Below are 25107 nucleotides of genomic sequence, written 5' to 3'. Positions count from 1 at the left end.
TCCCTCGGCGACTGAGGTCTGCCTTACCTTAGCCGAGCGGGGCCGCCGGGACCAGAGGGCATCAGTGCCCGTGTCCGCGGTCGACGACGGAGTGCATCATCCCGCCCATGTCGCCCGAGCCGCCCGAGGAGGCGGCCATGGCGGGGGTGGCGAGGGCGGAGACGGCGAGCGCGCCGGCCAGGAGTCCGACGAGAGCTCGCGACGGCGAGACGGCCTTCTCCTCGACGCGCGGAGAGCGGAGCGAGACGGCCACCACGGCGACCGCGATCAGCTGGAGGACCGCGGCGGCCAGCGCGGGGAGGGGCTCGGCGAGTGCGCCGAGGGCCAGACCGAGGGCGAACGCCGCCAGGGAGGCGACCGCGACGGCCAGCGCGGAGCGCGGCACGACGATCCGGCCGCGTGCCAGGACCAGGACCGCCCAGAGGATCTCGACGGCACCGAGCACTCCGATCACCGGGGCCTGCATGCCCTCGCCGCCGGCGGCGAGCGAGAGGTGGACGAGCCCGGCGCCGAGTCCGGCGAAAGCGGCGTTGCAGCGGGCCACGGTGGTCATGGCGGCTCCTTCGCTGGATCGGGGAAGAAGAGGAGGCCCCGGATCGACACACCGCATCGTGTCGTCCGGGGCCGTTCAGTCCGTCCGCCGCGGAAAACGGCGGGCCCACGGCGGACGGAGTAGAGGGGGGCGGCAGGTGCCGCCCGGGTCAGGCGGTCGCGGCGGAGCGCGTCCTCGCCGTCTTCTCGGTGCCGAGTCCGACTCCCAGGAGCACCAGCGCGCTGGCCAGGTGCAGGAAGTGGTCGGCGGTGTTCAGCGCCAGCACGTTCAGGGCGGTGTCGACCAGGAAGAAGCCGACGATGCCGAGCAGCAGGTACACCGCTCCGACGGTCACGTTGACGGTCTTCGCCGCGGCGACGGTCGACAGGCCCGCGATCAGCAGCGCTCCTCCGATGAGCAGGTGGGCGATGTTGTGCAGCGGGTTGACCTCGAAGACGCCGAGCAGGAGCCCGCCTTCGGTCGAGAGGAACTGCACGCCTCCGGTCACGACGAAGCCGAGGAGCCCGACGACGACGTAGACGGCTCCGAAGAGAGTCGCCAGCAGTCGATTGGGGGATCTGCGCATGGTCTCTTACCTCCTTCGAGCAGCGCCTCTGCGCTGTACTCCCTCTCTTCGTAACCCGGCGCCTGCCGGTTTGGGAACGGGGTGGACTCCGCCGGTCACGGTCAGGACACGAATCGCGATCGGGCGCTCAGCGGCCCTCTCCGGCCCGACGGAGCCCCCGTACAGTGGTGCCGTTCGCAGACGACGGGGGAGTCGCACGGCATGGGATCTCGCAGACGGACGCGGACGGGACTGCTCGTCGTCCCGGTCCTCGTGCTCGCACTGGCCGGCTGCACGCCCGATGCCGCCTCGCGCGTGGCGGAGGCGCCCGCGCAGGCGGCGTCGGAGGAGCTCGCCTCCGCCCTGTCGGGGTTCCTCGACGAGACGGTCGGCGTCGCCGGCGCGACCGGAGCGGTCGCCGGGGTCTGGTCGCCGTGGGGCGGCAGCTGGGAGGGCGCGGTCGGCTGGGAGTCGGACGAGCGCACCACCGCCCTCACCACCGACGCGCACCTGCGGCTCGGCACCGGCGGCACCGAGGCGATGACCTGCGACGTGGTCCTCGCCCTCGCCGACTCCGGCCGGGTCGACCTCGACGCCGACGTCGGCGAGACGCTGCGCTCCCTGCCCGGCATCGACGGGCTCACCCTGCGCGAGCTCTGCGCGCACACCTCCGGCCTGGCCGACTTCCGCTCGGCGCTCTGGCCGACCGTGCTCCAGAACCCCCCGCGGCAGTGGCCGACGCTCGAGCTGCTCGCCGCGGCCCAGGTGCGCGGCGCCTCGGCCGAGCCCGGAGCGGCGTGGTCCGACTCCGCCACCGGTCCGCTGCTCGCCGGCATCGTCGCCGCGCAGGTGACCGGTCGGAGCATCGGGGAGCTCTACGACCAGTACGTGGTGCCGCGGTACGGGCTGCGCAGCACGGAGCTGCCCGGCGCCTCCGAGGTCGACCTGCCCGCTCCGTCCCCCCGCGGCTACGCGGTCGCGCTGGACCCGGCGACCGGGGAGAAGCGCTGCGACGTGCGCCTCGACGTCACCGCCGCGTCCCCGTCCGCCCTCGGCGCCGCCGGCGGAGCGCTGACCGATCTGGAGGACCTCCGGCGGCTGGCGACGGGGCTCGCGGCCGATCCCGCGGGCGACGCCATGTGGCAGGACCCGGTCGTCCAGGGCCAGGGCCGCGCCGACTACCTCCGCGCCGGGCTCGGCGGGCACGAGGCGGGACCCCTCCGCGGCTTCTCGGGTCTCGCGCCCGGCTTCGTCACCGCGGCCTACTCCGACCCGGTCTCGGGCCTGACCGTGGCCGTGTCGATCAACAGCTCGACGCCCGGCGGCGACTTCGCCGCGACGGTCGCCCGCACCCTGGCCGCCATCGCGGTCGAGCAGGGAGCCGCGGCGGGAGCCGAGGGCCTGCCCCGGCTCCCGTGGACGGCCGACGGCGAGCGCGGCGCCGTGCAGGGGACCCCGACGCGCTGCTGATCCGGCGGCGCCCTACTCTGGTGCCATGCCGATCACTCCCGACACCAAGGACTGGACCTGGGTCCTCGAGAGCCCCTGCCTCGAGTGCGGTTTCGACGCCTCGCTCGTCGACGCCGACGAGGTCGCCGAGCTCATCCGCGAGAACGCCGCCGCCTGGCCCTACGTGCTCGACCGCGACGATGCGGCGGGCCGGCCCGACGACGAGACCTGGTCGCCGCTCGAGTACGCCGCGCACGTGCGCGACGTGCACCGCATCTACCGCACCCGCGTGGAGCTGATGCTCGCCGGCGACGACCCGCTCTACCCCAACTGGGACCAGGACGTCACCGCCGTGGAGGAGCGCTACGACCAGCAGGACCCCGCGACGGTCGGCCGCGAGCTGGTCGAGGCGGCCGAGCGCATCGCCGAGGTGTTCGACTCCGTCGCCGGCGCCCAGTGGCAGCGCCGAGGCCGCCGCAGCGACGGCGCGGCGTTCACGGTCGACACGATCGCCCGCTACTACCTGCACGACGTCCAGCACCACCTGCACGACGTGCAGGGCTGAGCTCAGGTGTCGATGAGCTGCGGATTGAGGAACGAGAGCGTCCGCGCGTAGGCGAGCGCCGCGGAGGCGGGGCTGACCGCGTCGCGCAGGTTGCCGTTCGCGAAGTGCCGCTGCGTGTCCGGGTAGGTGTGCGCCGTGACCGGCGTCCCCGACTCCTTCAGCCGTCCGACGAAGGACTCCGGGTCGTCGCCCGCAGGCCACTCGTCGCTCTGCGCGTAGTGCAGGAGGGTGGGGCACGGGACCAGCACGTGCTCCTCCGCACCGAGGGTGGCGTAGTACGCGACCACCGCGTCCACGAGCCCGGTGCCCGCGGCGAGCAGCCCGAGGCGGCCGCCGAAGCCGAAGCCGATGACGGCGCTGCGCGGTGCCCCGGCCGCGACTCCGGTGCCGACCGCCTCGGCGACGGCGGCGAGGGTGCGGTCCTGCGCGGCCATCGCGGCGAGGTCGCGCGCGTCCTCCGGGGCGAGCGTGGCCCAGCCGTCGTAGAGGTCGGGCACGAGCACGTGGTAGCCGTGCTTCGCCACAGCCTCGGCGAACGGCTCCAGCCACGGCAGGCGCCCGAAGACGTCGTGCAGCACGACCACCACGGGCCGGCCGGGGTGCCCGTACTCGAGGGCGACGCCCGGCGACGGGATCTGGACGAGCTCTGTCACCCCTCCACCCTGCCCTCTGCATCCCGCGATCCCGCGCGCTGCCGCGGATCCGCCCGGCGTGTCGCGTCGGAACGCCGCTCGGGCGCCTCACCGCTCCGCGCGGCCGTGCGGCTCCAGCGGCAGGACGACCTGCTCGCGCAGGTGCTCGTAGACGACCGAGGTGCGCACGTCGGCGACCTCGCGGCGCTGCGTCAGCTCGTCGATGACGAAGGCGTAGAGGTCCTGGTTGTCGCGGACGGCGACGTGGATGATGAAGTCCTCCGAGCCGGAGGTGACGAACACGCCGACCGTCTCGTCGAGGCCGGTGACCCAGTCGCGGAAGGCCTCGATGATCTCGCGCGACGGCGGACGGATGCGGACCGCGATCAGCGCCTGCACGCCGCGCCCGAGGGCCGCGAAGTCGAGAGTGAGCGTCGCGCCGGTGATGACGCCGCGGCGCCGGAGGCTCCTCGTGCGGTCGAGGGCGGTGGTGGGCGAGACGTGCACGGCGGCTGCGAGGTCCCGGTTCGTGATCCGTGCATCCGACTGCAGGACCTGCAGGATCCGGACGTCGAGTTCGTCGAGTGCCGCTCCTGGGCCGTTCTGCTGGTCGTTCATACGGAGATCCTGCCGCAGGGGACCCCTCCTGCCTACTCTTTGTGACGTCACTTCGCACGAACCGAGGAGCAGCATGACCATCCCCGCCCTCGACGCCGTCGGCTTCCACCCCGACGAGATCGACACCGCCGCGCCCACCCGCTCGGCCCGCCTCAAGTGGGTGGTCGTCGTCGACGAGTCCCTCCCCGCCGGCCGCGCCGTGAACGCCGCGATCTGCGTGGGCGCCGCGACGGCCGCGCACGTCGCGGGACTGCTCGGACCGAGCCCCGCCGACGCGTCCGGATCGCTGCATCCCGGTCTGCCGTGGGCTGGCTGCACGGTCCTCGCCGCCGACGCGGCCACCCTGCTCGCGATCCGCGAGAAGGCCGAGGCGCACGACGGGACGTTCGTCGCCGACATGCCCGCGTCGGCGCAGGCCACCCGGGTGTACGACGAGTACCGGGAGGCGGTGGCGGCGAGCGGCTCCGACGAGCTGCAGTACCTCGCGGTCAGCCTGGTGGGGCCGAGGAACCGGATCGACAGGATCGTCGGGCGGCTGCCGCTGCTGGGCTGACGGACACCGCGGGGCTGCCGGACGCCGCTGCGCTGACGGACGCCGCTGCAGCGCCGGAGGAGGAGCCGCTCGCGTCGGGCCGGAGGACCGGCCGCAGACGAGGGGGGGGGGGAGGAGAGCGAGTGACGGGAATCGAACCCGCGCCATCTGCTTGGGAAGCAGAAGTTCGGACGTCCGCCCTACCTCGGCTTACCGTTCGACCTTGTGACCTGGGGTTTCAAACAACCCGTGTTCCCGCGCTCTACCGTCGTTTACGCCCGAATGTAGCGACTAAAGAGCGAGTGCGAGGTGTCGGGTCGTCAGGCCAGGCTGGCACGTCAGCGCAATCGCGACCGTTCGACTGCGCGGGCACACGAGGGGTGGGAAGAATCGGTTCATGTCACGCCTGCCTTCGACTCTTAACGACAAGCAGACCCAGGTGCTGCGTTGGGCAGCAGAGGGGGCGCCTTCTGATCGCTACCAGGATGGCCACCGGATCACCGCCCGAGCGCTGGAAACGCGCGGCTACGTGAAGATCGACGGCACCGGCACGGGGTGGAGCTGCTCGGTCACGTTGAGCGGAAGGTCCTGGCTCGAACAGAACCCGGTCGTAGTCGACGAGCCGGCGCCTGCCGCTGCTGATGCTCTCATCGACCGCGTTCGTGCTGCAGGCGGATCGTTGCGCGTGAAGCGGCAGGAAGCGGCAGCGCTCGGTTCTCTTGTTGCTGACAGCATGCGCTCCCGGCAGCGTCCATTCGGTCAGATGTTGGTGACGCGAACGGAGGGACTTGCCTCTGACTACACCCGGGTCGAGCTCGCTCCGCATTACGAGGAGATCGTTCCTGTCGCTGTTGTAGAGATCTCAACCACTGCCGCGATCCTCCGTCCTTTCGCGCGACAGCTCATCAAGAACCGACAGTGGAGCTTCGTCACCCCGAATTGCACGGAACGAGCCGCGAGGGCTTTGCAGGCGCTCGAGTTTGAGGTCGAACGGCGTGGGTGGGTTGCCGTCGATCCTCTCGTCGACTTCGGCAGGCCCAGGGTGTTCTGGCGGGAGCGGCACGCTCACATGCGCATCGAGACCGAGCATGCGGCGTTCCATGTGCAGATGGCGGAAGTGTCGCGCGCTGGCGGTGCCACGATTCCATCGTCGGAGCGTGGGAGCCCGGAACACTCGCGCCTGCCGCACGGTCGCCCGCCCTGGATTGGCAGCCGGAGCACCGAGTTCGTTTCATCGGGCAGGCTCGAGGTGCGGCTGTGGGGGTACCTGCAGAACTACGAGGGAACACCTTTCCGCGAGTCGATGCAGACGAACACCAAGCTCTCGGATGCGCTCGGCCAGTTGGTGCGCGCGATAGCCATCAGTGATTTGAAGATGGAGCAGCGCGAGAAGGATGCGGTGAAGGAGCGCGAGGAGCGCGAGGAGCAGTGGCAGCGGGCGGAAGCGCGCGCGCGGGTGCGGTTTGCCGAGACTCGAAGGGCTGAGGCGTTGCTGCATCAGGTTCGTAAGTGGAAGGAAGCGGAGGAGGTACGCGCGTACATCGCTGCAGCTCGAGAGCGTTTGGACCCAGACGCGATGACTGCGACCAGTGAGTGGTTCGAGTGGGCGGCCAAGCGCGCCGATCTGTTGGACCCGCTATCTCGGCCGTCATCGCTCACGCCGACCGCGGACGAGCCGACGCCGGACGAACTCGCTGCTTTCATGGGTGGGGCCGATGGGCGCGACCTGCACCGGGGTCTGTCCTGAGCGTCAATCTCAGTGCCGGCGCCCACCCCGACCGCGCTGGTTCGCGTTGTCGCGCATTTCGGAGTCGTACATGTATCGACCGGTGACCGCGTTCACCATGACCTTCCCGTCGCGCCAGGCGAGCAGCCACGGTGCCTCCTCGCCCGCGTTGCGCCAGGCCCGGACGAACGGGTCGCCCTCTTCGTCGGGGCGCTCGGGGTGGTTCGGGTCGAAGCGTGTTCCCATCGACCGATACTGCGGTCGACCACCGACACGAGCGCTCGGTAGAGTCGCCCTCATGAAGCGCTACGTGCCGGTACTGGCTGCGGTCCTCCTCCTCGCCGGATGCACTGCCGCCCCGGCGCCCTCGGGGGAGCAGGCGGACCCGACACCCGCAGCGACTGACACCGCCAGCCCAGCGCCCACCTCCGAGCCTGCTGCCGCCGGACCGCTGTCGAAGGAGGCAGCAGCCGCGGCTTACCTCGATGGCGTCTGCCCCGCGAACATCGCGGGGGAGACCTTCAACGACGCGTACGACTCGGTGGTCGCCGCCGGCTCGGGCGCGGATATTGCCCCGCTGCAGCAGGCGGCAGTCGCGCTGCGTGACGCCAACCAGCAGGCCGCCGTCGCGTTCTCCACCGACGACACCGATTGGCCCACGGAGGTGGACGGTGACATCGACGTGATCGCGGGCTCCTACTTCAAGGATCTCGCGGATCTCGACCGCTTCATCCAGGCGTCCTCTGCGGACGAGGCCCTCTCGATCAACTTCAGCCCTCGTTCTGACGAAGAGAAGGCTGCCGGTCCTCGCGTGCGCACGCTGCTCGGTCTTGAGCTCGACACTCAGGCGAGCTGCGAGGGCCGCTAGTTGATCCTCTGACCGCCGTTCCACGTCTCGTGGTGGTACCGGTCCGGCGCCGGATCAGGGTTTGCGTCCGCGGTGATCGCCGCCTCTGCTTCCTCCGAAGTGCGGTAGACGCCGAGAACGGTCGGGGCATCGGACCAGAGGCGGGTGACCATCACGAGGTGGTGCTCTGCATCGCTCATCGGGCCAGCCTGCCGGGCGGACGCCTCTGACGACCGCGCAGGCGCGAGATGTGGCCGTGGTGGCGCATGCCGCCGCCAACGACGAAATGCCCCCTCACCCGACCGCCGGAGCGGAGGGTGAGGGGGCGTTTCGTGCGTTCAGGTCAGGTCCCGATGCGTCCGACCTTGAACGGAGTGGAGGCGTCGGCCGCGTCTCCGTAGATGCCGGACTCGAGTCGGTGCCGGAGCGTCGACAGCTTCTGCGAGGACATCGTCGCGGGGATGGTCCCGCGGCTCGTCCAGGTCGTGCCGTCTGGTGACGTGGAGAACGTGAGCGTGCTGCCCGCGTGCGCCATCCGCCACCACCGGTGCACGGCCGGGTCGAACGCGGGGATCTGGAACTGCGTCTGCACGCCGTTCTGCAGCGCCCGGACGTACAGGCCGCCGGCTGAGTAGAAGAACAGCAGGAAGTTGTTCCCGTCGTACCGGAGGAACCACAGCGCCTCCTGGCTGTATCCGCCGCGCCCCTCTGGAATCGCCGTCACCTCGATCTGAGCCGACGACTCCCGCAGGTCGATCACCGAGCCGCCGGTCGCCGCAGCGTAGGTCGACACGGACGGCATGACGAGCTCGCCACCCGTGATCGTCGCTCCTCCGCGCAGCGACCATCCGTGCGGGTCGTCGAAGGCTTCGGTCACGACGGCGGCCTTGCGCTGGCTGTACGTCACCCCGGGGGCGAAGTCGAACGAGCGAAGGTAGACGTCGACCTGCTTGCCGTCCGCGGGGGCGTCCCCGTTGACCAGCCACAGGTTCATCCGCACGTTCTCCGTGCCCGGCACCTGAACACCCTCGGTGACGACGTGCTCACCGAGGACGACGCCGTTCGCGTCGAGCGTGCGGAAGTAGACCATGCCCGGCTGCCAGACGAACTCGCCCGTGTAAGGCCCGGCGGCGGACATCCCGTGCTCGCCCATCCGGGGTTCGACCGGTCCGGTTCGCGGCTCGATGATTCCCACGGTCGGGTGGACGGAGTACCACTGCCGCGATGGCTCCCCGACCCAGTTCCACTTCGTGGTCTCGATGTCGATCTCGCGGAAGTGCGGCGCCGACGCGGGGTCGTCGTCGTAGGTGAACAGCCCGAGCACGGGCTTCCAGTCCATTCCGGTCACGTCCATGTCGTAGACCCACCGGTACCGGCCATAGCCGAGACTGCCCGCGGTGTCGTGGACCTCGGCGCTCGTCCAGACGCCGTCGACCTTGGCGATGGACAGGCGGAGCCGACCGTCGCTCTCGACCGCGACGTTCTGGGTCGTGCCGCCGAAGTCGTTCGGGCCGGGCGAGAGCGCCTTCCCGGTGCGGATCGACCACGTCCTCCCCGACCAGGCGAGCGTCTTGGCGGGCGGTGGCGCGACCCACGGCAGGGGCTCCCCGGGGCGGAGCCAGAAGTCCGGGGACGGGCGTCCCCAGTCGACGGGCGCCCACTCGGTCAGGTGCCAGGGGAAGTCCTGCACGTTGAAGCCGCCGCTTGCCGGGTCCGCCGTTGTGCCGCCGACCCGCTGGTGCATGATCCCGCCGGGCGCCCATGGGTCCTCGCCGTACAGGTGCTTCCACTGCCCGCCGTGCTCCGCATTGAAGGCGTGCACGAAGAGGTTCTTGTCCGACGCGAACATGCCGTAGCGCTGCGCGGCGCGGATGATGAGCCTCGTCATCGGGTTGTACGGGTCGCCCGTCAGCGGGTTGCGCATCGGGTCCAGGGAGGCCGGGAGTCGGCACCACTGGCCCTCGAGTGGCGCCTTCGGCTCGTTGTCGACGAGGCCGTCACCGCCACGTGCGGGCCACGAGTAGCCGCGGCCCATGTTCGCGCACGTGAACGCGATGGCGTGGCCGATCTCGCCGCGCAGCACCTCGGCGATGCCGATGAAGCCGAGCGGGTTGTGCATCCCGACGACCGCGTTCCCGCCCGCGCGCAGCTGAGCTCCCGGGTTCACCTCCGCCATGCGAGCGAAGTCCGGGTTTCCGATCGACACCCCGGCGACGTTCGCCATCCAATGGAGGGGGCGGCCGGGCACCTGCTGGAAGTAGAAGTACTCCCGCATGATGCCCGTCGCCCGGTCGTACAGCGCCAGCCCCCTGTCACCCTGCGACGGGGCGACGACCCAGTGCGGCAGCGGGATCGGCCCCTTGCAGTAGAGGTCGATCATGGCCTGATTCTGGCCGCCGCCAGCCGAGGCGGAGTCGACGTACTGCCACTCGGCGTCGGGTGCGCTCGAGTCGACGGTGTAGACCGCGATCGGGTGCGTCCCAAACTGGGAGGTGTTGAACCCGGTCGGCCCGAAGCCGCCGCCGTTGTTGAGGTTGTCGACCATCCACTTCGCGTGATCCGAAGAGCGCGACGCCACCGGCATGGCAGCGCCGCGCACGTCGCGCGTGAGGACGGTTCCTTCTGCGATGTACGGGTCGAACAGGGAACCGGGGAACACGCCTTTCAGCGCAGGCCGGTTCCACTGCCCGGCCGCGTAGTGCGACTCGGGCACAGGCTGCCAATAGCCGTTATCCGCCTTCACGCCTGGCATCAGGCCCCCACTTCGTAGATCCGCACGTTGGTGACTGCTGCGTTGCCCGCGACGCCGAACGCGAAGATCGTGCCACCGGCACGTTCCGCGGTCGTCGCGCCCGGCTGGTACGCCTTCAGGCCGGCTGTATACATCTGGCCGTCAGGCGCGATCGCCGTCAGCGTGCCCGCAATACAGTAGACGTCCCACGCGCCGTTGAACGTCGTCGAGCGAGCGATGTCCACGCGATCGGCGGCACCGTAGCTGACCACGGACGACCCGTCGACGCCAGGGAACAGCCGAACGGTGCCGTTGAAGAGGTTCACCTGATATCCATGCCCGCGCACGTTCGTGCTTGTGGGGCAGGCGAACGCGATGTCGACCGCGTCGGTAGTCGCCGTGACTCCCGACAGCGTGAACGTAACCCGCTGGTACGGGGACGCGAGCTGCAGCTGACCTGCGACGTTGCCGCCCGGGGCGCGGTCCAGGTAGGGCGGGGTGAGCGTGCCCGGCGTCGCGGCGCCCGTGTCGACGTAGCTGAGGGCGCTCGAGGGGAGCGTCGCCAGCAGCTTCTCCGTGCCCGATGTGTTGCTGCGCCAGATGCGGTAGCCGGTCGCGCCGGTCACCGCAGCCCACGTCAGCGTCGCGCTCGACGTCGAGCCGGTCAGCACGACCGACTTCTGGTTCCAGACGCCCGTCTCGCCGACCGCCACCGTCGCCGTCACCACGTAGAAGTAGGTGCCGGCGGCGAGCGTGCCGCCCGTCGTCGACCCGACCAGCGTCGGGTTGATGGCGGCCGGCGGCGCGTTGTAGACGAGGCTCGAGTTGCCGGACGGGCCGCATCCGGTGAATCCGCCCCCGGTGAAGTTGATGTTCGGGGGCGTCCACAGCGGGTTCGTGATCAGTCGCGGCCCCCTCCACATCAGCGAGCCGGAGCCGCCGAGCGCGTTGTCGAGCGTGCGGCCGACCATCGTGGGCGACGCGGCACCGGAGAAGGTGTCCGAGCCCACGAGCTTCGCCTTCGTGACGTCGAGGTAGGTGTGCGACCAGGAGAACGTCGTCGGCAGGATGTAGCCGGGCAGAGCTCGCGCCGTGACCGTGACCATCCCGTTCGCCTTGTCCCACGTGTACGTCTGGCCCTGCGTGAGCACGAGCCCGGTCGGCGACGTGCCGAGCCGGTACTCGACGCCGACGACCCCCGAGGGGATCACGTACGTCGTGCTCGTCTCGATCCACAGCGGCGCAGGCGGAAGAACCGGCACGACCACCGGAGCGGCAGGCAGGTTCATCCAGATCACCGGGACCCCGTACATGGTCGTCTGCGTCGGAGCCGTCGCCGAGTAGACCATGTGGAAGCCCTGCGCCTGAGCCTGCTTCTCAGCCGACCAGGCGCCCGCAGCTGCGATCGCCTTCGCCTCGTTGACGACCGCGTCGAGACGGTCCGCTTCGGATGCGACATCGGCGACGGCAGCGTCGGTCGCCGCCTTGACGTCAGCGACAGCCGCCGCGGTCGACTCCTCGACGTCCTGCACCAGCTGGACAGCGGCAGCTTTCGTCGCCGCGATCTGAGCGTCGAGCTGCTGCGCCCAGATCGGGAGCGAGGTCCCCGAGGGGGCGTCGTCGATCCAGACGCGTTCGAGGTACTCGACCATCGATCCGGTCGCGGTCGCCGGGAACCGGAACCGACGCGTGCGAGTCGACGCACGCCCGTCCGGGCCGATGAACCGTTCGATCCACTCGATGTAGTCGTCCGGGTTCGGCGACCGGTAGCCGCGCCACGGTTCGCCGGTCTGCGGGTCGAGGAAGTAGCCGTCGACCGCGCGCACCAGCTGCTGCGTCGAGGTCAGCTGGCGGCCGTCCGTGGTGCGGACGTCACTGCTGTACCGGACGTACACGTCACCCGACACGGGACCGGAGGCGCCATCGGTCGAGCTCGGTCCCGTCTCGAACCAGTTCGGGATGATCCCGATCGGAGCGAACGGGCTGCGGAAGCTGACCCCCGCAGGAGTCGACTCCCCGCCCGGCCCGATCGCGACGAGCGTGTACTGGTACGCGGTGTTCTCGGTGAGCGTCTCGATGACCGTCGCGAAGTCAGCGATCGACTTGCTTGAGCGGACCACGGTCGACCCGCGGCGCAGCTCGTACCGGTCGACGTCGCCGGGCACGTCGGCTGCCGCGCCGCTGAGGACGACCGACGTCGCCTTCAGGTCCGAGAACGTCAGGCGGGGCGGGTTCGGACGCGGCACGACCGGCGGCTTCTCGATGCGGAGAAGACGCTCGATCGACTTGACCGTCCCGTACGGGGTGATGGTCTGGGCGCTCCAACGGACGTAGCCGTTGCTGTCCGCGGCGGGGAAGTCCTCGAGGGGGACGGTGACCGTCCACGCCTGCCCGTACGGGGCGCCGTCCGCGATCTTCCGCCCGTTGATGAACAGAGCGCTCGAGAGCGTGTACTGCCGGGGCTCGCTGGTCCACAGGAACGTCACCGCCGACGATGCGACCGCGTCCCTGGCCGGGACGAGGATCGAGACCGTGATGGTCGGGTCGGGCTCCGGGGTCGGCTCCACCGGATCGGTCGGGTCGGTCGGGTCGACGGGGTCCGTCGGGTCGACGGGATCGGTGGGATCGGTCGGGTCCGTCGGCGTCGGGATGTACGACGTCGGCGTGAACATCTCGATCGCCTCGAGCAGCCCCCGCGCGATCGACTCGTGGCCGGCGTAGTTCGGGTGCAGGCCGTCACCGAGCCGCTTGCTGCGGTCGTTCGGCGGGAAGTACCGGTCGATGAGCTCGCCGGGGACGCCGCCGAAAGTACCGTCGCGGCCGAACTCATCGAACGCCTCGTCCTGCAGCTCGCGGAACTTGACGATGATGTCGTTCGTCGGGCGGGGCTCCGGGTACAGCAGGAGACCGGTGAACGTGGTCTGCGCGGGCGGGAGCATGATCGTGAATGGCATGTCCTGGACGCGGTCGTGCCAGATCCACAGCGAGTCGACGATCAGCGGGTCGCCTTCGGAGCCCGTGTGCTTGATGACGACGGTGTGCTCGCCGGGCGCGAGGTCGCGGAAGTGGATCGGGACGACCGAGTTCTTCGGCTTGTCCGACCCTGCGACGCCCTGCCGCTTAGTGGAGCGGCTGATCGGCGTGGACCCGTCGATCGACCACGTGAACTCCGAGCCGGCGAAGTTCGTCGCCACCTCGAGGTCTGTGTAGCCGAGCATGAACAGGGTCGCGCCGACGCCGGTGAACTTGATCGTCTGCGTCGATCCGGGAGTCGTCGACTTGCGGGTCTTCCCGGAGTACTGGTTCTCGGACGGGACCCACGAGCCGGTCTCGATGTCGCCGGGGAGGACCTTCGCCTTCGACCGGTACTGGCCGAGCAGCGCCGTCGTGTTGTGCTTGAACCCGCGCTTGCCCGCCTCAGTCGACCAGCAGTAGGCGGCATCGTTCCCGCCCGCGGCCTCAGAGATCAGGCCCCACTTGTTGAACTGGTAGTAGCCGGCCTTCAGGTTCCCGAGGACGACGTCGAGGCGGTGCCGGCCGCCGTTGTGCTGGTTGACGGAGGTCACGCCGAGCTCGCGTCCGAAGCGGCGGTGGAAGAGATCAGCGGCGACGTAGTCGGGCTTGTTGATCGCCGACTCGGCGACGACGATGCCCTCCGACGAACCGCTCGCGAGGTACGGCTTCCGGAGCACGAGCTCCTTCCACCTCTCGATGGGGTACATCTGTCCGGGCTCCGGCTCCTCGGGGAGAGTGGTCGTGCCGAGGGTGCGGAAGGCGACCGGTGCGGCTGCCTGCCCGGGCTCGTCCGCGGTTTCGTACGTCTCCACGACGACGGTGTACGCGGAGTCCGGCTCGAGGTCGCGCACGAGAACCCGAGACTCCTCCGCGCCGAGCTGCCGACCGCCGACGTTCAGCCGGTACGCGGTAGGGGTGGGTCCCGACCAGGTGATGATGGCGTCGGTCTCGCCGACCTCGGAGACGGTGACGGTGGCGGGGGTGGGCAGGGGCGGTTCCGGCGGGACGGGCTCACCGTCACCGCTGCCGAAGGGCGTCGACCCGAAGGGCGCTGTTCCGAAGCCGGCCATGTGTTACCTCCAGGAGGTCGTCGGGATGGTGGCGGTCGTGACGGACGCGGCCGACGCCTTCTTGGTGAGGGGGATGGCGGTGGTGCCGGTGAGGTTGCGGATCTCGCCGGTCCCCTTCACGGTCAGCGCGCCGCCGGTGACGTTCACCCACGCGGCGGGCATGCCGGTGACGCCCGCCTTCTGGACCACGTCGACGTTCCCCGCGAGCGCGAGGGTGAGCACTCCCGAGGAGGAGCCGGCGACGTTGATCAGTCCGCAGTCGTCGGTGGGGGTGAGGGAGAAGTCGGCGAACGTGTCGCCGATCACGCCGATCGTCGCCTTCACGCGGGTCGAGGGGGTCGGGCCGTAGTAGGAGCCCTGCTCGATGTCGATCATCGCCAGGCTGTTCTCCTGGAAGATCGGGTCGATGACCCACGTAGTCACCCCGGTGAGGCGCATGCCCACGGTCGGGTAGCGGGCGTCCTTCTTCCCGCGAGCGAGGCATCCGACGTAGACGACGGAGTGGTGGATGGATTCGGCGGCGAGACCCTGCCGGAACCCGATCTCCTCGTAGTCGAGCGCCTGGCAGTTGATGTACGTCGTCCGCGAGTGGATCGGGGTGAGCGGCCACGTGCCGCCGTTCGGGTTCGGGTTGCCCTGAGGCACCGTGAACCCCGCGGTCGGGTCGGTGAACCCGGCGCACGCGCCGATCGAGATGCAGTCGATGAACCAGGTGTTGCTCGAGCGGGTCTGGAAACCGGCGAAGTCGGAGTCCTTCTCGCCGCCCGAGATGACGCCGTTGACCTTGCAGCCGATGAAGAAGACGCTGTCCGCTCCGTGGTGCGTGTCGAAGCCGGGCGCGTACGTGTCCTCCGTCTTGCAGTCGACGACGTAGACGAAGCGCTGGACGCCGTGGCGGAGGGTGTCGCCGACCGCGGTCAGGTAGCCGGTGTTGCCGGTCGGGTTCGTGGTGACGCCGTGTCGAACGTTGGAGAAGACGCAGTCCTCGACGAGGAAGTTGTGCGCGGTGCCTTCGAGCTCGACGCCGTAACCGTAGCCGCCCTCGGTGGAGTCGGACGCGTTGGGGAGTCGGAGGACCTGAGCACCGGACACCTTGCCGCCGTGCGGGGACGCGAGGCGGTAGGCGTTGCGGTACCCGGACTTGAACACGTCGTGCTCGTAGCGGCCGTGCACAGCGCCGCGGATGTCGACGGCTGCGGCGCGGGTGATGCCGGACGCGTCAGGGTCGGTGGTGGTGTCGAAGATCATCCCGTCGGTGCGGCTGATGAGGTTCGAGAAGTAGTCGCCGGCGGGGAACTTCGTGGACGGCGCGTAGCCGCCCTGGGAGCCGCCGAGCTTGCGGAGGGAGCGGGCGACGGTGACCTTGGACCAGTCGTAGAGGGTGGTGCCCTTCGTGACGACCTGCCCGTCGGCCGCGATCTTCCCGACGACGGTGCCCTTGCGGGTGACGTTCTCGCCGACCTGGAACGTGCCGATCACGCGGCGGGCGACGACGCGCTTGTTCGACGACCCGTTGTAGTCCTCGCCGTACGCCTCGATCTTCATCTTCGCGCCGGAAGTCGCGCCGGTCAGGGTGTCGTCCTCGACGAGGGTGGTCGTGCCCGAGATGAGGAACGTGACGCCGAGGATGGTCAGCGCCTCCGCCATGACCGCCTTGCCGGTCTCGCGGGGCGTGTCGCCGTTGCTGAGCAGGTCGTGGAGGGTGGTGCCGGGAAGGCTCCACGAGAAGAACCCGTCGGTCGCCGTGCTGTTCCCGGACCGCACCGCGCCGGACGCGACGACCTGCCAGGCCATGTCCGCGCAGAACTTCTGCAGGTCCGCGGCCGGCACGTCGAAGAAGTTCGCCGTGTGCTTGTTCTTCACGCCGACGGTCTTCACCGAGAAGTCGAGAACCTCGACGTTCGGGCTGGGCGCGATGAGCTGCCGGACGAGGGTGTTGCCCTCGCCGACGAACCCGCCGACCCCGCCGCCGATGAGGTGCATGTTCTTGTCGTTGAAGTTCGACGCCGCGGTGGTCGACCCGATCTTGTACAGGTTCGGGACGACGATCGCCTTCTTCTGCGCGTGCGCGGCGTTGGCGAGAGCGGTGATGTCGTTGATGACCGGCGCGTCCGGGTCCCACGGGGTGAGTCCCCACTTCGGGTCCGCAGCGTTCAGGTAGCCGACGGTCTGCTCAGCGACTCCGCCCGACTGCAGCTCCTTGACGGCGACGGCAATCGCGTCGATGAAGGGGCGCCAGTCGGTGCTGTTCGCCGCCGGGGTGGCCGGGATGCTGGTGGGGGGCACGGGTTCTCCTGTCAAGAGTTCGCCCGCGCGTTGACCGCCGGGCTGGTGGAACGCGAAAGCCCCCGCCTGTTTGGGCGGGGGCTGAGGGGGTAGTGGAGGGGCGGTGCTACTCGGCGCGGTGGCGGCCGACGGCCTGCACGGCGGACGTGGCGCCGGTCGGCTTCCACAGCCCGTAGTGGAGGCCCACGGCGATCAGGAACGCGGCCAGGCCCGAGAAGACGCCGGTCGCGAGGTCGTAGCTCACACCGGCGTTCAGTGCGGCGAGGAGCTCCCCGCCGAGACCGGAGGCGAACGCGAGCGCGGCGAGGAGGATCGCCTTCACCGACGCCGAGGTGGCACGGGTGGTGACGAGGCCCACGAAGAGGGGCAGGACGACGGACACCAGCAGACTCAGCAGCTGAATCCAGGTGGGGGCGAACGTGATCACGGGTGCTCCTTGGGGCGTCGGGGCTTGATGGGGATGGACTGGTCGGTTCCGGGGGCGGTCTTCAGCAGCTGCGGCCGGAACTTCCGCAGCCAGAGGACGACGACGAGGCCGGTGATGGTGAACGCGACGCACGTGTACACGGCGAGGCGGACGGCGGGCCGCCACCAGTAGATGTCCGGCGGGTACTGCCACCACTCGACACCGTTACGGGGGTCGATGAACAGGCCGATGAAGACCAGGCCGATGACGCCGATGAGGGACAGCGCGAACAGGAGCACGAACTTCCCTGCGGTCGTCGCCAGGGGATCGAAGAACACCGGGTACGCGATCCCGAAGATCACGAGCATCGCCGCGATGTATGCGATGAGGAGGTTCGAGAGAATCCAGAACGTCGCGTTCGCCCCGGTGAGAAGGGTGATCAGGAGGTCGATCATGGGTGGCGCCCCTTCGGCTTCAGGGTGTACTCGAAGTCGTCTCCGAACCCGTTCGTTTCCTTGCGGCTGATCAGCCAGCTGGTGATGAGGTTGACCCGCTCCTGCTGGTCCTCGACGCGCTGCACGGACTCGGCGGCGCGGGCGGTCAGATCGTCCGGGTCGACGCGGCGCTTGTGCCGCTTGAACCAGTTCATGGGGTTGCCTCCCCGCGCTTGGGGACGGTCTCCTCGAAGAAGTGCTTCGTGATCTCGTTCGCGGTGAGCAGCTGCCCGTTCTGCTTCAGCAGCTCGATGTTCGCGTTGCGGAGCTCGATGGAGGACTCCTCGAGGCGGCGGTAGCGGGCGCCGGGGACGAGCGACTCGCGGGTGTACCCGATGATCAGGTACAGGCCGAGCCCGATGAAGAGGGACCAGCCGCCGAACGCCGCCCAGTCGCGGGTGAGCAGAGCGGTGATCGGATCGGCGGCCTCAGTCGCGAGCACCGGCCCCGCCCTCAGGGGTGCGGAGGAGGATCATGCGAGGCCGGTGACGCCGATTTTCGCGGCGATCGTCTCGAGGAGCGTGTTCTGCTTGGCGATGACGCTGGCGAGGTGAGCGAGGTTCTCGTCGCTGGGGTTCGTGGGGGTGTTCGTGCACAGCATGCGGTAGAAGTTCCACTCCTCCTCGTCGAGCTCGTGCACCCAGGTCTGCGCGAAGCCGCGCTCCCTGTAGATGGAGAGAGTCCCCTCGCCGAACTCCTTGCGCGCCTGCCACGTCTCCTGAGGTGTCGCCTTGTTGATGTCCTGGCCGAGCTCCCACCAGTACTTCAGGCCTACGGAGGCCAGCGAGTAGATGCCGGAGGCCCTGTTGAAAAGGACCTTGAGCAGGGCACCCTCCTCCTGAATGGTCTTCTTGAGGCTCTCGGCGCGGCGGTCGGTGTTCGATCCGATGTTCGCGTGGTCCTGGGTGGCGGCCTTGAACTGCTCGTCGAAGTAGTCGCGGACGTCCTGAGGCATGGGCATGGTGAAGTCGAACTCCTTGGCGGTGGGGGTCGCCTGACCGGACGGCGCGGCGATGGGGCTTGAGATTCCGCCCGCGGGGATGCTTGGGCCGCTGGACGCGATCGAGCCGAAGTAGTCGGTGAAGCGCCGCCGCTGACCGCTGGCGTTGAGGCAGTGAATGTGGAGGTGGACGTCGCCGCCCCAGTCGCGCCCGTTGGCCGACGCGCCGGACCAGCCGCAGGTGGCGCCTTCGTCGTAGTGCCGCTCGTAGCCGAACGCCGATTGATGCTGAAAGACGACCGCGACGACGTCACGGATCGGACGATCGAGCATCAGGATCGAGCGGCGCCCGGCGCTGCCGACCTGGCCGCATTGGAACTCGGAGCCAAGCCGAGGGCGTCCCGACGTGTGCAGCGTCCCGGCTGCGGGCGCTGGGAGGACCGTCCCGTACGGAAGCGGATAGTCCTCACCGCCAGCCGAATAGGACATGTGGGCTGCCCAGGTGCCGGTGATTCGCCAGCGAGCGAATGGGTTGAACGGCATCCGCAATCTCCGATCAGTTGTTGTAGCGGCCAAGGTAGGAGATGCGAAGGCCGGACCCCTCCTTGTAGATCGCGGCGGAGGTGCCGAACATCGTGACCCAGACCTTTATTTCAAGGTCGCCACCGCGGTGATCTTCGACCTGGTGATTGAAGTACTGCAGCTTGCGGTCCGTGTTGATGTCGTCCCGGTAGTCACCCTTGAAAGACCCGCCGTTATACGAACTCGCGACGATCATCTCTGTGTACCGTGCGGCCGCGGTCAGGTACTGCCCGTCGATGAGGTAAGTCCCGGGAGGGGCGTCGCGCCATGTTGCCTTGAGAACGTCAAAACGCTCCCCCTGCTTGATTCCCACGTCGTCACGGACATCGAATGCCGACCGCGGCGTCCACAGCACGCGCTGTTTCCTGTCCGGGATTTCCCAGAACGTGCCCGACCAGTAGTGCAGCTCGACGGGCATGTCGTTGCCGGTCGGGTTGTCGGGGATCGCGACCCAGCACAGGCCCGGGAATCGCTTCTCGAGCGGGAACGCGTCGCGCTGCGCAATCGAACCTGCGACGGTCCCCGCGCGCTTCGACACGTCGCGGACCATCTGGTTGAACGCGCCCGGCATCCTGGGCGGCTCGAAAGCGCCCATCTGCAGGGCGTGGGAGTCAGAGTCCCGGGTCATGACGGCGTCATCGGCCATGTCAGCTCTCCTCGCTGGTGGTCGGCACGCGTCGGCGGCCGATGATGAAACCGGCGAACACGACGACAGAGTCGCCGGGCGCCGGGTCGGTGATGTGATCCAGGACCTCGACGCGTCTGAGCAGTCGGTTGTCCTGAGTGCGGACGGTGGCCGCGAGAACGGTCCGCCCTTGAGCGTCCCTCGACGGGCCGACGTCGACGATGGAGCCGATGGGTTCCCGCGGGAACGCGAGCCCATCGACGAGGATCGTTCCGCCGTCACGCGTGATACGAACGGTGTCGCCAGGGGTGGGCATGTAGGAGCCGACGATGCGCAGCAGCATCTCGGAGCCGCTATCAAGCCGGACGCGAGCCCGGTCGCCATCTGAGCCGATGAACGTGCCGGTCATGGTGTCAGGCAAGGTAGGCGCTCACCTTCATCGTCGGACTAGCCATGTCGATGTCGACGGCCTTGATGCGGATGCGGGCAGAGATCGTCTCCGACCACAGCTGCCCGACGTCGCCCGGCTCGAGGCGCGGATCTACCGGCATCTCGATGGACAGGCCGACCGCCCGCGGAGTCGTATCAGCCGCGAACCGTTCTGCGAGGTGCCGATCGACCTGCACCTGTTCCGTGAAAGACCCGACCTTGTACGTCTTCGTCCGCCGCCCCCAAGCGCCCTCCACTCGCGGCCCGTACCGGAGCGGACCAGAACGAATCCGGTTCTCCGCGATGAGAGTGCGCTGATCGGGCGTCTCCGCGATCACGACGACACGGTTCGGCACATCATCCGAATCCCACTCGTCGACCTGGATGGAACCGACAGTCACCCCGGGAGCCGACGCGAACGCCCCATCGTGCAGAGAGAACGAAGGGGCCGGCCACTCGTCGGGCCGGATTCCGACCGAGCCGTCCCAGCGCATGTACGGTTCGCCGCCGACCAGCTTCACGAGATCGAACACCGCCTCGAGGCGGTTCTCCGGGTACTCGACAAGCGCAGACACGTACGCGTTACGTTCCACACGCACCGGTAGCCCCAGCAGGTCGGCGAGCTCGCTGCTGATCGAACGGCCGACCGTCGACTGCATGACGTCCGAGATCGGTTCGCGCAGAGTGCCAGCGAACGCATCGTCGAGGCGCACCGTGATCGTTTCCGCCGTGGTGCGGCGTACTCCTCCGACGTTCGCGAAACCCCGGTCCTGCGCTTGCGGCTTCGTTATCTCGAACTTCCCGAGGACCGTCGCCGAATGGAATCGGCCAGAGCGCACATGGCAGGTGACCTCGAGCCAGTTCCCGTACGGGGAGAGTGGGTCGTTGACGTGCTTCGGTTCGTGGGAGCGGCCGGAAACGTCAGCGAACGCGAGCGTCGCCGAGCCGCTGCCGCACACCTGACGGGTCGAATCGAAGTTGAGACGCCCGTTCACGATCGGCACCACGGGGATCGTCTCGCGATCCCACTCGCGGAGTGCGCGTGCGGTGTAGGTGACCGCGTGATCGCCGGACAGGACCCGGTCGAGGCCTTCCGCTCCGGGCCTCACCGCGACGCCCATCCGACGAGCTTCGGGGACCGCATCGCATCCGCCCAGGAGGTGAATGCGGCGTTGAACCCCGACCATCCGCCGTTGTCGACGAGCCACTTCTCGAGGTCAGCCCACGACGCCGTCCGGGCGACGGGACGTGTTGCCCAACCCAGCGGAATGAGCGAACGGTTCGCCGCAGCCCACGTCGGGAAGGTCAGGTTGAACCCCTCCCACCCGAAGTTGTCGCGCAACCAAGCCGTCCAGTCCTCCGACGTCACGATCGGCTCCACGAGCGCCGGCGCGGGAGGCTGCACCTCGGTCGCGGTCAGCGTCCACTCCGCGCGCGGGTTGCCGTTCCCGTCGCCGCCCGGCCACCACTGCGGCTGCGGCTGATCCACGCGCGCGAAAAACGTGCGAGGAATGAGCGGCGGGACGTTGCCTGCGACGCGGAAGCAGAGGACGCCGGAACCGAGATCCTCGTCGTAGCCACCGAGGAGCGCCTCGAGCGCTTCCGCTTCATCGTCCTGGAAGGTGACGACATCGAGTGAGAGCTGCGACCAGCCTGCGCGGACCGTGCTGACCGAAACGGGAACCGAGCGGTTCGTGATCGGGACAATTCCGCCACCGAGCGGGCGGCTACCCCCCGTGATCGCGTTCTTGCCGAGCGCGAGAGTCAGTGCGTTCGCGGGCCGGATCGGGTCGTGGATCGTGACGGTGCTCGGCTTCGTCTGCATCCGCACCGGACCCGACTCCGCCGTACCGAGCACCACGCCCGCCGCGTCAACAGCAGTCGCAACGTAGGTCACGGCGATACCGAACGGCATCTCGAAGTCACGGACGAAGAGGTCATCGTTGCGATCAAGATCCACGAAGCCGCGAGTCAGGAACTCCCGACGCTCCTGCCTCCGAGTCACGGTGACGGTCGACGTGCCAGCAGGCACAGACTCGACCGTCACCTCGGCGTGAGGAGTGAGCACCCCGAGAGGACGCGCGGCGGCAGTGACGATCATGGTCATCTCCACTTCCCTCGCTGCTCGTCCTGCAGGTACCGCGCGAAGGCATCGGCGACGATGATGTGTGCGTCGCCATTCGCCTGCTCGCGGAGGATCGCAAAGAGGCGTCCGTCCATCATGATGGGCCGGTCGCGGCTGACTGCCGTCGCGACGGTTGCGGCAGGCGCTGCGACCGACATCGTGTTGACAACGGGCTGATATGGCCCCACGGCCCACGTGGAGTCCGGCACGCTCACCGCACCGCCGGTAGCGAAGCCCTTGAGCGTGCCCGCGTCGAGCGACTGCCGGAAGCGGTAGACCGCCTCCTGCCCGCCCATGCGTCGAACGTCTTCCGCGTCGAGAACGTGCTCGCCGTTCGAGAGGCGGAACAGGCCGGCGAGATCATCGCGCGGGCCGCCCGGTCCGTAGATCGCGCCGCCGTTCGCGCGGCCGTCGCCGAGTCCAAACCCGATGTTGGGGTTCGTGGCGTTGACCTTGATCGTCGCCGATCGAGAGTTGACGTACCGGAGATAGGCGTCCGTCTCGGCATAAGCGGACGAAGCGTCCGCCGTGATAACCACCGATCCATCCGGAAGTGTCACGATGCGATCCGCGAGGGACTGCACCTTGCCCTGCTGCTCCGGAGCGTTCGACGAGAACGCAGTCGTCGCCGACGGTGGCGTCTTCAGCACCGTGTCGATCAGCGATTGCGCCTGCTCCTCGGTGAGACCCATCTGGGTCAGCTGCCCGACCAGAGCATCCGTCGCCGTGTTGTACCGACCGGTCAGCGCTTCCTGCGCTTCCCCCGACGCGGCTGCCGCATCGACCTGCTCACTGAGCGCCGCAATCGCCGCCCGCACCTGACCCTCAAGGGTCGCCCCGGACTCCGAAGCGGACAGGTTCGCGGTATCCACGCCCTCAAGCGAGATCTTCGAACCGTCCGCCGCGTAACCGACCGCGTCGATCGCCCCGGCAAGCGCCAGAGTGCGGTCGTTCAGGTATCCGAGGTCGATCTGCGGGTCGAAGAACTCGTTGAACTTGCCGCGACCGTTCTCGAGGTTGTCGCTCAGCCCGCGGATGTTCCCCGCAGCGGACTCAGCCTTCTCGTCGAAGACATCCATGTCGGACGCCAGGTCCTCGATCTCGGTCGTGTCCTGCCCGAGCAGGTGCATCAGGTTCGCGATCAGCAGGACCGCGTCACGGCCGGGACCGGCGACGAACTCGCCGAACGCCTCCGTACCGCCCGCAGCGGACTCGATGATCGACTGACCGAAGTCGATTGCGCCGTTCACCATGTCCGACAGGAACTGCAGGACAGGCCCGCGGTTCTCGGTCACGAACGTCGCGAGCTCACCCAGGCCCTCACCGAACGCTGCAGCCAGAGCACCCTTCACACCGTTCGAGGCGACCTCGATACTGCGCAGGGCTCCCTCGATCTTCGACGCGTCGTTGCTCGCGAGAGTGTCGAACATCTTCTGCGCAGAACCGGTCACGCCGTCGAGCTGCGCGACCGCGGTCGAGAGGTCAAGCGCGAACAGCGCATCACCCATGTCCTCGGCCTTCGGGCCGAAGAGCGCGACCGCGGCCAGGTTCCGCTGCAGCGGGTCTTCCATGTCGCGGAGCCCGGTGAGGATCTGCTGCAGGCCCTCCTTGGCGCCCTCTCCGCCGGCTGCGATCTTGGCGGTCATTTCTTCCGCGTTCAGGCCGATGAGCTTGTAGCCCTCGGCGCTGGCGGCAGACCCGTCCGTGGCGCGGATCTGGACTTCCTTGAGCGCGTCGGCGACGACGTCGCTGTTGCGGGCGCCATCCTTCAGGCCCTGGTTGATGAGGCCGAGTGCCTCCTCGCCCGAGAGACCGAGCTTCGCGAGTACGACCGGGTACTCAGTGAACGTGTCGAGCATGTCCTCGCTGGCGTTGATGCCGTTGCGGGCGCCGGCCGCGAGGATGTCGAATGCCTCCTGCGAGGACTTCGCGAGGCCGGAACGAAGGAGCTGGGTCGTCGCCACGGCGACCGGCTGCACGTCCTCGCTCAGTACGTCGGCGATGCCACTGAGGCCCTCAACGACTTTCTGCGCGTCGCGGTTCGTTGCCTCCGGGTCGATGAGGTCGAACTGCAACGCCAGCCGCGTAGTGTCCATGTTTGCTTCGACCGACTCGCCGAACACGTTCACGTAGGCCTCACCCGAGACGCGCGCGAACTTTGCAGCCTGCTCGGGACTGATCCCAGTGAGCGCCTCAAGGCGGTCACGGCCTACCTCGATAGCGAGACCTTCTTTGAACGCCTGAGACAGCGCGTCCGCGGCGGCTTTGCCGATTCCGACGACCGTGCCCGCGATCGGGAGGGCTACAAGGGCGGTCAGGAGCGCTCCGCCGAAGTTCTGACCGGCGTCGTCACCCGACTCGGACGCCGACTCAGTGGCCTCCTCGAAGGCATTCTCTGCCGGGGAGATGTCCGCGTCGACGGTCATCTCGGCTCGAGCCGAGCGAAGCGCAGTCAGGGACCGGTCTACGCGCGACAGCTGCGCCTCAGCACGAGCGATATCCGCCGTGACCTCGACGTCGGTCTTGATCGCATTGAGGTAGTCGAGCTTCTGACGAAGCTTGTCCGCGTCGGCCTCGGCCTTCGACACTTCCGCGTCGACCTTGACGATGACATCCTTCGAGACGAGCTTCTTAGCGGCCTGCTCGACATCCTCGAGCCCCTCGATCGCGGGCTTCGAGTTCGCGTCGACCGTTGCCTCGATCTTCTTCGACTCGATGCGCTTGCCTGCCGCCTTGACGTCCTTCTCCGCCTTCTCGACGTCGGACGTGTTGGCGGTGAACAGGACTTCGAGCTCGGCTGCGCGCATCGTCTACCTCCGGGTGAGTGCCCGCCGTAGTAGCGAGTCGGGATGGTCGAACAGCGCGAACAGGGCGTGCCTGACACCCAGCCATGGGCGCGCGAGGACGGCCGGGTCGTACAGGTCGAGGTGGTAGATCG

At 68.8% G+C, this 25107-nt stretch carries 24 protein-coding genes; 5 read left to right on the top strand and 19 right to left on the bottom strand.

What is annotated here, in order from left to right; all coding sequences use genetic code 11:
- Nucleotides 1-61 precede the first annotated feature (61 nt).
- Complete coding sequence (locus C5C63_RS04695) at nt 62-553, bottom strand: hypothetical protein (protein WP_104325586.1); 492 nt, start codon at nt 551-553, stop codon at nt 62-64.
- Nucleotides 554-701: 148 nt separating this feature from the next.
- Nucleotides 702-1118 carry a DUF4383 domain-containing protein gene (locus tag C5C63_RS04690; RefSeq protein ID WP_104325585.1) on the bottom strand — a complete coding sequence of 139 codons (417 nt, stop codon included), beginning with the start codon at nt 1116-1118 and terminating at the stop codon, nt 702-704.
- Between the two features lie 201 nt (nt 1119-1319).
- On the opposite strand from C5C63_RS04690, the gene C5C63_RS04685 reads away from it, so the two are divergent.
- A complete protein-coding gene (locus tag C5C63_RS04685) occupies nt 1320-2567 on the top strand; it encodes a serine hydrolase (protein WP_104325584.1) in 1248 nt (415 codons plus the stop codon).
- A gap of 25 nt (nt 2568-2592) precedes the next feature.
- Complete coding sequence (locus C5C63_RS04680) at nt 2593-3111, top strand: DinB family protein (protein WP_104325583.1); 519 nt, start codon at nt 2593-2595, stop codon at nt 3109-3111.
- Nucleotides 3112-3113: 2 nt separating this feature from the next.
- Here C5C63_RS04680 and C5C63_RS04675 read toward each other — a convergent pair whose 3' ends face one another.
- Nucleotides 3114-3764 carry a dienelactone hydrolase family protein gene (locus C5C63_RS04675; RefSeq protein ID WP_104237610.1) on the bottom strand — a complete coding sequence of 217 codons (651 nt, stop codon included), beginning with the start codon at nt 3762-3764 and terminating at the stop codon, nt 3114-3116.
- 87 nt (nt 3765-3851) lie between these two features.
- Nucleotides 3852-4361 carry an Lrp/AsnC family transcriptional regulator gene (locus C5C63_RS04670; protein WP_104325582.1) on the bottom strand — a complete coding sequence of 170 codons (510 nt, stop codon included), beginning with the start codon at nt 4359-4361 and terminating at the stop codon, nt 3852-3854.
- Between the two features lie 73 nt (nt 4362-4434).
- On the opposite strand from C5C63_RS04670, the gene C5C63_RS04665 reads away from it, so the two are divergent.
- The gene (locus tag C5C63_RS04665; RefSeq protein WP_104325581.1) at nt 4435-4914 is read left to right on the top strand and encodes a DUF2000 domain-containing protein; all 480 of its coding nucleotides are present in this window, start codon (nt 4435-4437) and stop codon (nt 4912-4914) included.
- Between the two features lie 376 nt (nt 4915-5290).
- Nucleotides 5291-6640, top strand: coding sequence for a hypothetical protein (locus C5C63_RS04660; protein ID WP_146086355.1), 1350 nt, complete (start codon nt 5291-5293; stop codon nt 6638-6640).
- A 9-nt stretch (nt 6641-6649) separates the two neighbouring features.
- Here the strand turns inward: C5C63_RS04660 and C5C63_RS04655 are convergent, their stop codons facing one another.
- Entirely contained in the window at nt 6650-6865 is a 216-nt protein-coding gene (locus C5C63_RS04655; protein WP_104325579.1) for a hypothetical protein, read from the bottom strand.
- A 52-nt stretch (nt 6866-6917) separates the two neighbouring features.
- Between C5C63_RS04655 and C5C63_RS04650 the strand changes: the two genes are divergently transcribed.
- Complete coding sequence (locus tag C5C63_RS04650; RefSeq protein WP_104325578.1) at nt 6918-7487, top strand: hypothetical protein; 570 nt, start codon at nt 6918-6920, stop codon at nt 7485-7487.
- Here the strand turns inward: C5C63_RS04650 and C5C63_RS04645 are convergent.
- The 14 genes from C5C63_RS04645 to C5C63_RS04580 form a co-directional block, all read right to left on the bottom strand.
- The gene (locus tag C5C63_RS04645; RefSeq protein ID WP_104325577.1) at nt 7484-7666 is read right to left on the bottom strand and encodes a hypothetical protein; all 183 of its coding nucleotides are present in this window, start codon (nt 7664-7666) and stop codon (nt 7484-7486) included. The two genes, C5C63_RS04650 and C5C63_RS04645, sit on opposite strands and share 4 nt — an antisense overlap.
- A 143-nt stretch (nt 7667-7809) precedes the next feature.
- Nucleotides 7810-10218 carry a hypothetical protein gene (locus C5C63_RS16930; protein WP_181110556.1) on the bottom strand — a complete coding sequence of 803 codons (2409 nt, stop codon included), beginning with the start codon at nt 10216-10218 and terminating at the stop codon, nt 7810-7812.
- Entirely contained in the window at nt 10218-14282 is a 4065-nt protein-coding gene (locus C5C63_RS04635; RefSeq protein WP_104325576.1) for a hypothetical protein, read from the bottom strand. The genes C5C63_RS16930 and C5C63_RS04635 overlap by 1 nt, the downstream gene beginning before the upstream one ends.
- Nucleotides 14283-14285: 3 nt before the next feature.
- Complete coding sequence (locus tag C5C63_RS04630; RefSeq protein ID WP_104325575.1) at nt 14286-16568, bottom strand: hypothetical protein; 2283 nt, start codon at nt 16566-16568, stop codon at nt 14286-14288.
- Between the two features lie 106 nt (nt 16569-16674).
- Nucleotides 16675-16995 (bottom strand): hypothetical protein, encoded by a 321-nt coding sequence (locus tag C5C63_RS04625; protein WP_104249419.1) that lies wholly within the window; start codon nt 16993-16995, stop codon nt 16675-16677.
- The gene (locus C5C63_RS04620) at nt 16992-17429 is read right to left on the bottom strand and encodes a hypothetical protein (RefSeq protein WP_104325574.1); all 438 of its coding nucleotides are present in this window, start codon (nt 17427-17429) and stop codon (nt 16992-16994) included. The genes C5C63_RS04625 and C5C63_RS04620 overlap by 4 nt, the downstream gene beginning before the upstream one ends.
- Complete coding sequence (locus tag C5C63_RS04615; protein WP_104325573.1) at nt 17426-17623, bottom strand: hypothetical protein; 198 nt, start codon at nt 17621-17623, stop codon at nt 17426-17428. Before C5C63_RS04615 ends, C5C63_RS04620 begins: the two co-directional genes overlap by 4 nt.
- Nucleotides 17620-17910: a hypothetical protein gene (locus tag C5C63_RS04610; protein ID WP_104325572.1), complete on the bottom strand. Its 291-nt coding sequence runs from the start codon at nt 17908-17910 to the stop codon at nt 17620-17622. Before C5C63_RS04610 ends, C5C63_RS04615 begins: the two co-directional genes overlap by 4 nt.
- A gap of 30 nt (nt 17911-17940) precedes the next feature.
- Nucleotides 17941-18741, bottom strand: a complete 801-nt coding sequence (locus C5C63_RS04605; RefSeq protein WP_104325571.1) for a hypothetical protein — start codon at nt 18739-18741, stop codon at nt 17941-17943.
- Nucleotides 18742-18964: 223 nt separating this feature from the next.
- A complete protein-coding gene (locus tag C5C63_RS04600; RefSeq protein WP_104325570.1) occupies nt 18965-19636 on the bottom strand; it encodes a hypothetical protein in 672 nt (223 codons plus the stop codon).
- Nucleotide 19637: 1 nt separating this feature from the next.
- Nucleotides 19638-20024, bottom strand: coding sequence for a hypothetical protein (locus tag C5C63_RS04595; protein ID WP_104325569.1), 387 nt, complete (start codon nt 20022-20024; stop codon nt 19638-19640).
- Between the two features lie 4 nt (nt 20025-20028).
- Nucleotides 20029-21165 (bottom strand): hypothetical protein, encoded by a 1137-nt coding sequence (locus C5C63_RS04590; protein WP_104325568.1) that lies wholly within the window; start codon nt 21163-21165, stop codon nt 20029-20031.
- A complete protein-coding gene (locus C5C63_RS04585) occupies nt 21150-22151 on the bottom strand; it encodes a hypothetical protein (protein ID WP_146086354.1) in 1002 nt (333 codons plus the stop codon). Before C5C63_RS04585 ends, C5C63_RS04590 begins: the two co-directional genes overlap by 16 nt.
- Complete coding sequence (locus tag C5C63_RS04580) at nt 22148-24976, bottom strand: phage tail tape measure protein (RefSeq protein ID WP_104325566.1); 2829 nt, start codon at nt 24974-24976, stop codon at nt 22148-22150. Before C5C63_RS04580 ends, C5C63_RS04585 begins: the two co-directional genes overlap by 4 nt.
- Between the last annotated feature and the right edge of the window lie 131 nt (nt 24977-25107).

It is taken from the genome of Rathayibacter sp. AY1B8 (genome assembly GCF_002932775.1).
In the GTDB taxonomy this organism is placed as follows: Bacteria; Actinomycetota; Actinomycetes; order Actinomycetales; family Microbacteriaceae; genus Rathayibacter.
This window is presented reverse-complemented; position numbering and strand designations above follow the sequence as displayed.